Genomic DNA, 10,996 nt, shown 5'->3' on the forward strand with positions numbered 1-10,996 from the left:
ACCAGTCGGGGCAAACCACGCGATATCTGTCACTTATCGGACCTCAGCACTCGGCAGAATCGTCACCCATGAGACCGGTGACAAAGTTATCAGCATCAAAGGGGGCCAGATCGTCGGCTCCCTCGCCGAGACCGATGAGCTTGACGGGCACACCTAGCTCACGCTGCACTTGGACAACGATGCCGCCCTTCGCGGAACCGTCAAGCTTTGACAACACGATGCCAGTCACGTCGACGACCTCCGAGAAGACGCGGGCTTGAGCTAGGCCATTCTGCCCGGTGGTGGCGTCCAAAACAAGCAACACCTCGCTCACCGGTGCAAGCTTCTCGATGACACGCTTGACCTTACCCAGTTCATCCATGAGACCGGCCTTGGTGTGAAGTCGCCCAGCAGTGTCAACGAGCACGACATCAACACCTTCATCAATGCCAGTCTGAACGGCCTCGTAAGCGACGGAGGCAGGATCGGCGCCCGCGTCCTTGCGGACGGTACGCACACCGACGCGTTCTCCCCACGTCTCCAGCTGCTCGCCAGCGGCGGCGCGGAAGGTGTCTGCTGCACCGAGGAGGACCGTCTTTCCCTCGGCGACGAGAACGCGCGCCAGCTTGCCGCAGGTCGTCGTCTTACCCGTGCCATTGACGCCCACCATGAGGACGACAGCCGGCTTGCCTTCCAGGCGGTCTAGGTTGATGGAACGATCCATATCCGATCCGACGAGTTCGACAAGCTCATGGTGCAGAACCTCGCGAGCATGGGCCGGGTCAGAGATCCCATCAATAGCCAGTTCCGAGCGCAGCTTCTCGACGAGCTCCGTCGTCGGACCAACACCCAGATCGGAGGTGATAAGGGTGGTCTCGAAGTCATCCCAGGCGTCATCGTCGAGCTTGTCAGCGCTCAGCAACTCGGCCAAACCACGAGCAAGCGCATTGTTGCTGTTAGCCAGACGACGCCGCAATCGGGCCATCCGCGAGCCTGGCGCCTCGGGCGCCTCGACCGCTGGTTCAGCGACCTGTGACGCTTCTGACTCGGGGCGCCCGACAGCAGACTCGCCGCCCGCTGGAGTCTCCGCTTCGGGAACTGTTTTCCCACTTTCCGTGGGAGCCGGGGACACCTGGGCAGGCTTAGACCCCTCACGCAGAGCCTTACGCCGCGAAACTCCAGCAGTGACGGCAGCAACCACCGTCACCAGGACGAGTATGCCGAGGATAATCCAGATCAGGGTTATGGGGTTCACGTCGGCCGATATTAGTCGGTCAATTCACAAAACCACGAGGGCAGACCGCCTCAGCGATGTCGAACACCGCTGAGATCTTCACCCACACGGGTGGCGGTGTGACGCCAAAAACTAGCATCGGGATCGGCACCAGGATGACGTAGACCCAGCATCACCACGGCGCAAACGCCCAAGGCGACCGCGAGAATCAGGACCATCGCGATGATGAAAACGACCATCCGAGACCGACCTTTCCGTCAGGGTACGCACATGCAGATTACCCGAGACGCCAGGCTCCCTAACGCGATTCGGCTGCATCGCCGTCATCATAACTTTCGGGAACAACTGCAGAGGCAACCATAGGAAGCTCTCCTGAGTGCTTCACTGCTCGGAAGGTCCACAACTTATTGACGACGAAGTTGATAGGCATCGTCACGATGATGGCGAAGATCTGGGACCAGTACTCGCGTGACTGAATCCCCCTTCCCTCGTTAAACCACGGCTCGGGTAAGTAAATCGGGGACGTTGGGTTGGTAAAGAAGATCTTAATAAACATACCGATGATGGCGGCTATCGACCCTACGGCAAAAAAAGGCCAGAATTCACGCCACCATCCCCGACGGTATTCGCGCTTGAACGTCCACGAACGATTGAGCTGGAAGTTTGTAATGTTGGCTACCACGAAACCGACGAGCCACACCAGGCTCGTGAAGCGGAAATTCCACCGGGTACCCGCAAGATTGAACAAGATGTCCTGGGCATGCTCAGTACCGCCATTCGCCTTATTCATGATGATGGCGACGATGATGTTGACCAGAAACCCTGATCCACCGACGACCCCGAACTTGATGAATTCAATCAAGTGACGCTTCTTGATGCGTCTCCTCGTAGGTGCAGTCGGTTCAGTGATCACTCGCGATATAATAGGCCTAATGCCAAGAGATCTGAAACCGCCCATCAAGATTAATATGGCGCGCCGGGACGAGTCGTCACGCTGCGAAAGCAGCCAATGGTGAGATATGGCCTCGGACCGGGATAGCGGGCCACCTCAGGCACCGCGTCGAGCTCCGGTTCATGAACTGGATACGGCTCATGACGGTGCCACAACGCTTGCAAGGCTTATCCTCTCACCTATAGGCATCAAGCGACCGATCGAGGTAACCCAACTACATCAGCAATGCACGTTGATACAGCCACACGAGTCTTACCTTCTCCTCTTCGGCGACGTGAACATCAGATCGGGCCAGCAACCATCCCCAGCAGCCCCGCCTCTAGGACGCCAGTCACTTCTCCCCGGTACCACATGTAGTACCATTAAGCCATACTGAGCGTTGCCAAGATCCTCGCTTCCATGCGAGCCAATCCACGCACGACTATGCAGACTTGTTCCGCGTGTGCGAGGAGTTCTTCGGAGCAGCCAGGAACCACTGGCGGCTCGCACGCCGTCTTCAAGACCCCATGGCTCGGCGACCTGCGGGTCAACATCCAGAACGACCACGGCAAGGCCAAGACATACCAAGTCCGACAGGTGCTCCAAGCAATCGAGAAGTTGAAGGAACAGTGATGAGCCAGACGATCACCGACACCGCACGCTACAGCTTCCACGTGACCTGGTCCCCCGAGGACGCCGAGTTCATCGCCACGTGCGTCGAGTTTCCTTCGCTGTCGTGGCTGGCCGGTACTCCCGAGAAAGCGCTCACTGGGCTCCGGATCGTCGTCGATGAGGTCGTTGATGACATGCGCGCCAATGACGAACCTGTACCCGAGCCCCTGTCCACCCGGCACTACTCCGGGAAGTTCCAACTCCGACTTGGCGAGGACCTGCATCGACGACTCGTGATCGAGGCTGCGGAGCAGCACCTCAGCTTGAACCAGTACGTCACGCGCAAACTGGCCGTCTCCTGAACGTCAGAAGTGTCACTCGCCCCGAGCGCAATTCCCGGGCAAGTCGCAGTCACTTCAGCCGCTGGCTCCGCAGGCAGGACGGAGACCCCACCTACTATCCACGATTCAACTTCACAGATCGGTGACCACGACAGGGGGCGACAACTTTCCCGCCTTCATGGGCATGGAACTACAACTCGGCAGCCTTGAAAGTGCCAGCGAACGCCTGATCGAGAGCTCGCTCTTCGCGTTTTCACCCACCGATGTTGACCGACGCAGCATTAACCCACCGACCCAAGGCAACGGGGCCACAGCTGCGCTAGCCATGCCAGATGACGGCAGGATCACCGTGGTCTCTGACACTTCGGGCATCGGAACGAGCTCCGGTTCATGAAAGACTCGCGTATGATCGGCGTCTCACATCGGTGGCAGGGGCTCATCCTCACGGCCGTAGGCATCCAAAACACGGGAAAACCACCCCGATTCCCCGTTGACGTTGACATAAAGAGAGTCGAAAGAGGTACCGCCCTGAGACATGGCCTCTGCCATAACATCGCAGGCCGTCTGCAACAATTCCACCGCTTCGGATTGACTCAGGCGAGAGCATGGTGTCTCGGGGTGACAACGGACCCGCCAAAGAGTTTCGTCGGCATAGATATTGCCAATCCCGGAAACAAGGGTTTGATCGAGCAAACTCCTCTTAATGGCGGACCTGCGTGCGCACAACCGTCGCACTACCTCGTCAACGTCGAAACACTCCTCGAACGGATCAGGGGCGATGTGGGTCACCGGACCGGGAATACCATCAACGAGCGGGGCTAGGGTCAATCCGCCGAAGGTGCGCTGGTCGAGGAAGCGCAGGTCACGACCATCGTCGAGGGTGATGACTATACGGGTATGGCGATGCTGCGGGGCATGTTGGGTGCTAACACGGAATTGTCCGCTCATACCTAGATGAGCCAACATCGCGGTGCCATCGTCAAGGATGAACCACAGGTACTTACCCCGGCGATTTACGGCAGTAAATTGACGACCCGACAAGGTCGTCTCGAAAAGCGCAGCATCCTCGAGTCCACCGCTGGGGCGAAGCCCGCGAGTATCGACAACGTCGACGCTGTCGACGACAACCGGAACAACGAACTGTTCGAGTCCGGCTCGAACGGTCTCGACCTCGGGGAGCTCAAGCACCTGTGTGAGAGCTTGGCATCAGCGCGGAGACAGCACGGCGGGCCGCACCTTGCTCCGCTTCTTTCTTGTTATGGCCGGTGTAGGCGGCATGCAGCCTGCCGTCCACATTCGCTCTGGCACAGTATCGACGATTGTGGTCTGGGCCAGACCCGACGATTTCGTATCGGGGGGCATCGAAGCCATGCTCAGCGCAGTACTCTTGCAGGACAGTCTTCCAGTCTGTGCCCGCCCCAGAGCGGTCTGCCTCATCAACGAGAGGATCGAAAAGGTGGTGGACTAGACGCAGTACGTCCGGAAGCCCAGCTGACAGCTCGACCGCGCCCAGCAGTGCCTCGGTAGTGTCGGCCAGGATCGACGTCTTGTCGTGGCCGCCAGTACGTTCCTCTCCCTTGCCCAATTTGATCCGAGGACCAATGCCGAGTTGACGTGCCAGCTGTCCTAGCGAGACGGTACTCACAACAGCCGACCGTAACTTGGCTAGCTGGCCTTCAGGCTTATCCGGAAACGCCCGGTACAAATAGTCGGTGACACCAACTTCAAGGATGGCGTCACCTAAAAACTCCAGCCTCTCGTTGGTGGGAATACCACCGTTTTCGAACGCATACGAGCGGTGCGTCAGCGCAAGATCGAGGAGCTGAGGATCACACCGGATTCCCAACTCCTCGAGAAGGGCGAGAAAAGGCCAATCCTCGACGTCGGGGCGACCGATATTCTGATCCCTGCTTGCGTGCACAGTGTCGATCTCAGGCCTCGACAACCTGACGACGGTCGCCGCGCGGCCCGTATCCACCGCAAGACGGGCAGGCGGTGTGGGGCAGGTGCTTCTCACCACAGGCCGGGTTGGCGCAGGTGACGAGCTTGGTAGCAACCGTCTTCCACTGCGAACGACGGTGCCGGGTATTGCTGCGGGACATCTTCCGCTTCGGGACGGCCACGATTTTCTCCTTGGTGTGCTTGAAGGGTCGGCATCCGCACGCGACGGTTGCCCATGGCGACGTTCAGGACCGATCCGAGTCATCCCCGCCGACGAGGCCCTCGAGGGCCGACCAGCGTGGGTCGATCCGATCCGGATGGTCATGATCCGGGTCGTCATTGAGGTTGGCACCACAGTCTGGGCACAGCCCACCGCAGTCATCGCGACACAGCGGGCTGAACGGAAGGTTCAGCACGACCGCGGCACGCACCACGGGGTCAAGGTCGATAGTCTCCTCGGCACTAACCCGACTGGCATCCTCGTCGGCCTCCTTGTCGGGGTAGAAGTACAGCTCTTGGACGTCAAGGAGAAGTTCCTCCTTGATGGGGTCCAGGCAGCGAGAGCACTCCCCCTCCAGGGTGGCCTCGACGGTCCCGGCCGCGAGGACCCCCTCTCCAACCGACTCCAAGCGGAGATCAAGTTCGAGTGGAGAGTCCTCGGGAACGCCAATCATGTCGACATCGAGATCCGCTGGAGCGGGTACCGTCCGTTGAACCCGGATCATCTGACCCACTTGCCGACGCAGCGAATGGGTCTCGAGAACGAGACCCGAAAGCGCGTCGGAGTGGCGATGGGTGGTGTTCATCGCAAAGATCCCTTCGACCAGTGGAACACGACGAGGTCATGACCAGCCAGTAACTCTACACGACCACTGCCACCGGAACCAAAACCTGGGATTCTCCCACGCTTTGGCTTCCAAGCCATGGGGCAACGAGACCAATCGACATCTTGACTATCGACTCCTGTTCGGGCGATACTGTACTAAATCGTATTAGTTCAGCAGGAACCGGCGCCAATGGTGGCCCAGAACCTGCTCAGGCCTCACCTCTCAAGGAAGAAGCAAGATCATGGGAAACTTCACCATCGGTCGACGTCAACTGCTTGGCGGCACTGCCGCACTCGCGACAGTGCTCGCTGCGAGCGCATGTGGCATGAGTGGTTCAGGCGACAAACCGTCGAGTCAGGCATCTGTTAACCCGTCCGCCAAGCTCGAAGGCAGCATCCAGTTCCAAACCTGGTCGCTCAAGAACGAAAAGTTCACGCCCTACTTCAAGAGGCTCGTCAAGTCCTTTGAGAAGGAACATCCCGGAACAACGATCAAGTGGGTTGACCAGCCAGGCGAGGGCTATGAGGAGAAAGTCCAGCAGCAAGCCACCGCTGGACAGCTGCCCGATGTCATTAACATACCGCCGAACTTCACGTGGCAGCTCCTCAAAGCCAACAAGGTCATGGACCTCAAGAAGGCTGACGCGGCAGCCATCAACACATATATCAAGGGCGGCATTGACGCCTACACCTACGACGGTTACGACGGCGTCTACGGGTACCCGTGGTACCTCGGCACCGACCTGAACTGGTGGAACACCGAAGCCTTCGAGAAGTACGGTCTCGATCCCAAGAAGTTGCCGACCACACTTGATGAGCTTTATGCCCAAGCAATTACGATGGCTGAGAAATCCCACGGCACAATGCCCCTCATCTCCATCGCACCAGCTCTCGGTGATCTTGCCGCCCAGGGCGTCAAGGTCTACAAGGACGGAAAATTCACTTTCAACACCGACCAGGCCGTCGAGATCATTCAGAAGTATGTCGAGCTTTACGCCAAGAAGGCTATGCCGCCGGAGGTGTTGCAGAACAATTACCTCGGTAACTCGAAGCTGTTCCTCCAGGACAAGGTTGCGTGGACCACTGGCTCGGCCTCCTTCCCTGTCGACCTCAAGAAGAGCGCACCGAAGCTCCTCCCCCACGTCGCCATGACCACACGCATCGGCGTTCCTCCCCTGTTTGTGCAGGGCATCTGCGTCTCCGCAGACTCGAAGAACCCTAATCTGGCCCTAGCATTCGCCCAATATGTCACCAATAACGCCAACCAGGTTGACTTCGTCAAGCTTGCCCAGGGCTTCCTGCCGGGAACTAAGGAAGCCAACGAGAACACAAACTCCTTTACCTCCGTCATCTCCGATCCGCAGATGAAGAAGGCAGCCGAGGCCCTTGCCGGCGAGATGAAGTCCGCCAAGATCGGTGAGCCTATGGCCTATACCGACGCCATGAAGGCGTACGTCGGTCAGCAGATCTCCTCGGCAATGCGAGGTGATATCTCCGCTAAGGACGCACTCGACAGGGCCGTCAAGTACTGCAACGACCACGTCACCAAGTGATCTTCCTGCTGGCTCCGCCCTGCTGCGGGACCAGCAGAATCGTCGTCCGCTCACCTACCTCGCCCAAGGATTGCGCTCCATGAACTCCCACCGCTGGTACACACCGTGGTTGTTGGTGGCCCCGGCAGTCGTGTGGACCGTCGTGTTCGCCCTCTACCCCTTCATCAACACGATCATCCTGTCCTTCACGAACACCCGACCCCTCGTCGGCGGGGAGTTCATCGGTTTCGCGAACTACGCCGAACTGTGGCACGACGACATGTTCTGGAATGCCATGGTGACGACATTCATCTATGTCATCATCTGCATCCCGCTGTTGACGATCCTGCCATTGCTGCTGGCCCTCCTGGTCGAGAAGAAGATTCCGGGCATCTCGTTCTTCCGCACGGTGGCGTATTTCCCCGTCATCGCATCGGTCGTCGTAGTCGCCCTCATCTGGAGCTGGATGTTCGATTCTCGCGGCCTTATTAACCAGTCCCTGCAATGGATGGGCGCTACCAGCAGCCCCATCCCTTTCCTCGTCGATCGCTGGAAGCTGCTCGGCTGCGCGATCCTCCTGACGGTTTGGAAAGGCCTCGGTTACTACATGATCGTCTACCTCGCGGCGCTGGGAAACGTTGACCATGATCTCCACGAAGCAGCTGCCCTCGACGGTGCGGGCACCTTCCAGAGATTCCGCAACGTCACCATTCCCGGTATCCGCCCCGCAATGGTCCTCATCATTGCCCTCATCGCGGTGTCCGGCATGAGGATTTTCTCCGAGCTGTACGTCCTCACCAACGGCACGGGTGGCCCAGGCGGTGAGGACTCCAGTCTGGTCATGGTCATTAAGCAAGTCGGAACCGGACTGTCCGGACAGCTCGGATACGCCTCAGCCCTATCAGTCGTGTTGTTCTTCCTCACCCTCATTCCATTGACGGTCATTGGTTGGGCCAACAACAAGGACCTCCGATCAGGACGTCGGACCAGACGAGGAGAAGGTCGCGCTCGCCGCGCCGCCGCTATCCAAAGCGCCACCAAGGAGACGATGGCATGAGCACTGCACAGGCAACCCGTCCAGCCAAGCAGAAGCCGTGGCGTAGCCGACACGCCTTCGACCCAACCCGTCCCACCCTCGCCGGGCTCATCGGGCGTTACCTTCTCCTGATCTTCGTCGTCATCATCTCGATCGGACCATTCCTGTGGCAGCTCTCGACCTCCCTCAAGAGTGTCAATGAGAACATCTACTCCTTTCCGCCCCACCTCATCCCCCAGGAATTCACTATTGACGCATACCGACGCGTTGCCCATGTGGTGCCAATTCTCCGGTACGCCTGGCATTCCGTGATCGTCGCCGCAGTCTGCGTCGTCGGTAATGTCGTGCTAGCGTCGCTGGCCGGTTATGCACTGACCTGCATGAAGTTCCGCGGTAAGAAGGTCGTGATGGGTATCCTGCTGTCGGTTCTCCTGCTGCCGGGTGAAGTGACACTGACCAGCCAGTACCTCGTCATCAAGGGTATGGGCCTTGCGAATACGCTAACCGGCGTGGCCATTCCGGGCGTCGTCGGTGCCATCAACGTTCTGCTCATGGCGACCGCCTGTCGAGCCGTCCCTCCATCGGTTTTAGATGCGGCAACCGTTGACGGCGCGAACACGTGGTCGAAGATTCGCCACATCGTATGGCCCAACATCAAGGGCATGGCCTCCGTGGTCGCGGTGTTCTCGTTCATCGGGGCCTGGGACGACTTTCTGTGGCCACTGGTTGTCCTCAACGATCCAGACAAGTACACGCTGACAGTTGGCATGCAGTACCTCAGCTCGACGATGTCCACCGATCCACGTGAGGTCGCAGCCGGTACGGTGATCGCCCTTATCCCGATCATTATCATCTTCGCGTCGATGCAGAAGGTGTTCTTCCGCGGTGTTGAGAGTGGCGGGGTCAAGGGTTGACACCACCGCCGCGTCGCCCCTTACTGGGCCTGACCAGTGGATCCTCTCACGATGAGTTCAGGAGGTTGCTCGGTGACATCCTCGACGTCGTCACCGCCAAGGATTCCCATCAGCATGGTGATAGCATCCCGGCCCAGAACCGACGGATCTCGTCGCAAAGCGGTAATTCCTGGCGACATCACCCGACATGCTGGTGAGTCCTCAAACGACACCACCGAAATGTCAGTGGGAACCTGTAACCGGTGCTCGGCAACGGCAGCCAAACCGCCCAGCGTCAGCACCTCATTGTCATAGACGATCGCGGTAGGACGATCCCCGATCTTCAGCAACGCGCTGGTCTCTCGCAGCCCGGACTGTTCCGAATAATCCGTTGCTGCTGCCTCGATAACAACAGCTCCTAACCTCTCGGCTTCCTGAGCAAAGGCTCGTCGCCGCACCATGCTGTGTTCGAGAGTGGGGTCGCCACCGATGTGGGCAATACGACGATGACCTTGATTAATCAAGTGAGTAACGATGTTTCCGGCAGCAGCTGCGTCATCGATATGGACACCAGGCAACGGTGTGTCACTCATAGCGCCAACAACCGTGCACGGCATCTTGATGTCTGCCATGAGCGGCCACCGTGGATCATTGCGGGCCGGATCGACTAGGACCACACCGTCAACCCGTCGCTGCGCCCACCATTGACGATGGACCTCGCATTCCTCCTCACGTGATGCGACCAACTGCAACACCAAGGCAGTACGTGCGGGAGTGAGGATCTCCTCCATGCCGGCAATAAGGTGGAGGAAGAAGCCTTCACCAGCAAAACTGCGATCGTCGCGCGCGATGACGAGCCCGACGGCTCCAGCCCGATTGGCCGATAGCGCTCTCGCAGCCACATTGGGACGCCACCCCAGGTCCTTGGCCACTGCCTTAACCCGGGCTCTCGTGGAATCGGAGACGCCCGGCTTGTCATTAAGGGCGAAGGAGACTGCGCCGGGGGACACACCGGCAAGCCTGGCGATGTCCTTGATCGTCGTCCTGTCCATGAAGTCACGGTCCTTCTCGAAGCATGAATGCCCTGTCGGGGGCCTAGGGGCGTCATCGCCCGAGGCTCATTGCCTCGACCCCGCGCGGCATCATTTTAAGGCTATCTGCAGCGATAGGTAAAACGCTTCAGCACCCTGTCGAATTGGTCTTGCCAATTCCATATCCGTCACTAGTTCCCTATGCTGGGAGATGTCATGCCCCAGACGAGCCTTCGAGGTTCGCCCAAGCCAAGTCGTTGCCGACCGGATGGCACACCAGGTCATGAGCACTATCAAGCGGACTAGCCGACGTGTCATTATCCGCAACCCATACATATGAGCTTCATGACGATGGTGGTTCATTATCACCCGAAAGTCGGTATGCCTCGATCACGAGCGTCTGTAACTACTACGCAGTATGGCGGGGCGACGACCCATCACGGATGGTGGCTATTACCCTGATCGCCACTGGCTTGCTAGCCCGGTCCACGACGATCGCCCCTAGACCACACCACGATCCTCCTCGACGAGGGGCCCCGAGTCGCTCCGAAATGCGCTCTTGGAGATCGTGTGGTCAATTCCTAACTCAACAGGTTGACTAAACCGTATTAGTCACTACACTTCACACTGAAACTATCCG

At 58.8% G+C, this 10,996-nt stretch carries 12 protein-coding genes and 1 pseudogene; 6 read left to right on the top strand and 7 right to left on the bottom strand.

The features are described 5' to 3' along the window. Window positions 1-43 precede the first annotated feature (43 nt). A complete protein-coding gene (gene ftsY, locus CPA42_RS07805) occupies window positions 44-1,234 on the bottom strand; it encodes a signal recognition particle-docking protein FtsY (RefSeq protein ID WP_002516124.1) in 1,191 nt (396 codons plus the stop codon). Between the two features lie 277 nt (window positions 1,235-1,511). Further along, window positions 1,512-2,171, bottom strand: a complete 660-nt coding sequence (locus CPA42_RS07810) for a GtrA family protein (protein ID WP_002519324.1) — start codon at window positions 2,169-2,171, stop codon at window positions 1,512-1,514. Between the two features lie 417 nt (window positions 2,172-2,588). Here CPA42_RS07810 and CPA42_RS07820 point away from each other — a divergent pair, with 417 nt between their 5' ends. The 3 genes from CPA42_RS07820 (at window position 2,589) to CPA42_RS07830 (ending at window position 3,491) form a co-directional block, all read left to right on the top strand. After that, window positions 2,589-2,777 (top strand): toxin, encoded by a 189-nt coding sequence (locus CPA42_RS07820; RefSeq protein WP_002519323.1) that lies wholly within the window; start codon window positions 2,589-2,591, stop codon window positions 2,775-2,777. Further along, entirely contained in the window at window positions 2,777-3,118 is a 342-nt protein-coding gene (locus CPA42_RS07825; RefSeq protein ID WP_002516987.1) for a type II toxin-antitoxin system HicB family antitoxin, read from the top strand. The genes CPA42_RS07820 and CPA42_RS07825 overlap by 1 nt, the downstream gene beginning before the upstream one ends. Window positions 3,119-3,239: 121 nt before the next feature. Then, window positions 3,240-3,491, top strand: a complete 252-nt coding sequence (locus CPA42_RS07830; RefSeq protein WP_002519322.1) for a hypothetical protein — start codon at window positions 3,240-3,242, stop codon at window positions 3,489-3,491. On the opposite strand, the pseudogene mutM reads toward CPA42_RS07830, so the two are convergent. The 4 genes and pseudogenes from mutM to CPA42_RS07855 form a co-directional block, all read right to left on the bottom strand. Then, window positions 3,442-4,285: pseudogene (gene mutM, locus CPA42_RS07840) on the bottom strand (bifunctional DNA-formamidopyrimidine glycosylase/DNA-(apurinic or apyrimidinic site) lyase). The gene CPA42_RS07830 and the pseudogene mutM overlap by 50 nt on opposite strands. Next, window positions 4,278-5,075 (bottom strand): ribonuclease III, encoded by a 798-nt coding sequence (gene rnc, locus CPA42_RS07845; RefSeq protein WP_002519321.1) that lies wholly within the window; start codon window positions 5,073-5,075, stop codon window positions 4,278-4,280. Before rnc ends, mutM begins: the two are co-directional and overlap by 8 nt. Further along, window positions 5,029-5,220 (bottom strand): 50S ribosomal protein L32, encoded by a 192-nt coding sequence (gene rpmF / locus CPA42_RS07850; protein ID WP_002514262.1) that lies wholly within the window; start codon window positions 5,218-5,220, stop codon window positions 5,029-5,031. The genes rnc and rpmF overlap by 47 nt, the downstream gene beginning before the upstream one ends. 63 nt (window positions 5,221-5,283) lie before the next feature. After that, window positions 5,284-5,844: a YceD family protein gene (locus CPA42_RS07855; RefSeq protein ID WP_002516884.1), complete on the bottom strand. Its 561-nt coding sequence runs from the start codon at window positions 5,842-5,844 to the stop codon at window positions 5,284-5,286. A gap of 262 nt (window positions 5,845-6,106) precedes the next feature. On the opposite strand from CPA42_RS07855, the gene CPA42_RS07860 reads away from it, so the two are divergent. The 3 genes from CPA42_RS07860 (at window position 6,107) to CPA42_RS07870 (ending at window position 9,346) form a co-directional block, all read left to right on the top strand. Then, window positions 6,107-7,417 (top strand): ABC transporter substrate-binding protein, encoded by a 1,311-nt coding sequence (locus CPA42_RS07860; RefSeq protein WP_002516911.1) that lies wholly within the window; start codon window positions 6,107-6,109, stop codon window positions 7,415-7,417. Between the two features lie 79 nt (window positions 7,418-7,496). Further along, a complete protein-coding gene (locus CPA42_RS07865) occupies window positions 7,497-8,453 on the top strand; it encodes a carbohydrate ABC transporter permease (RefSeq protein ID WP_002514265.1) in 957 nt (318 codons plus the stop codon). After that, a complete protein-coding gene (locus CPA42_RS07870; protein ID WP_002516892.1) occupies window positions 8,450-9,346 on the top strand; it encodes a carbohydrate ABC transporter permease in 897 nt (298 codons plus the stop codon). Before CPA42_RS07865 ends, CPA42_RS07870 begins: the two co-directional genes overlap by 4 nt. 20 nt (window positions 9,347-9,366) lie before the next feature. On the opposite strand, the gene CPA42_RS07875 is transcribed toward CPA42_RS07870, so the two are convergent. Then, on the bottom strand, window positions 9,367-10,377 hold the full coding sequence (locus CPA42_RS07875; RefSeq protein ID WP_002516940.1) for a LacI family DNA-binding transcriptional regulator: 1,011 nt from the start codon (window positions 10,375-10,377) through the stop codon (window positions 9,367-9,369). Window positions 10,378-10,996: the final 619 nt, after the last annotated feature.

Source organism: Cutibacterium acnes (genome assembly GCF_003030305.1).
In the GTDB taxonomy this organism is placed as follows: domain Bacteria; phylum Actinomycetota; class Actinomycetes; order Propionibacteriales; family Propionibacteriaceae; genus Cutibacterium; species Cutibacterium acnes.

Excerpts from the sequence above, each read along its gene's own strand:
- CPA42_RS07875 (WP_002516940.1), bottom strand. The coding sequence starts at position 10,377 with ATGGACAGGACGACGATCAAGGACATCGCCAGGCTTGCCGGTGTGTCC.
- CPA42_RS07860 (WP_002516911.1), top strand. The coding sequence starts at position 6,107 with ATGGGAAACTTCACCATCGGTCGACGTCAACTGCTTGGCGGCACTGCC.
- CPA42_RS07855 (WP_002516884.1), bottom strand. The coding sequence starts at position 5,844 with ATGAACACCACCCATCGCCACTCCGACGCGCTTTCGGGTCTCGTTCTC.
- CPA42_RS07820 (WP_002519323.1), top strand. The coding sequence starts at position 2,589 with ATGCAGACTTGTTCCGCGTGTGCGAGGAGTTCTTCGGAGCAGCCAGGA.
- CPA42_RS07825 (WP_002516987.1), top strand. The coding sequence starts at position 2,777 with ATGAGCCAGACGATCACCGACACCGCACGCTACAGCTTCCACGTGACC.
- CPA42_RS07810 (WP_002519324.1), bottom strand. The coding sequence starts at position 2,171 with ATGGGCGGTTTCAGATCTCTTGGCATTAGGCCTATTATATCGCGAGTG.
- CPA42_RS07870 (WP_002516892.1), top strand. The coding sequence starts at position 8,450 with ATGAGCACTGCACAGGCAACCCGTCCAGCCAAGCAGAAGCCGTGGCGT.
- CPA42_RS07865 (WP_002514265.1), top strand. The coding sequence starts at position 7,497 with ATGAACTCCCACCGCTGGTACACACCGTGGTTGTTGGTGGCCCCGGCA.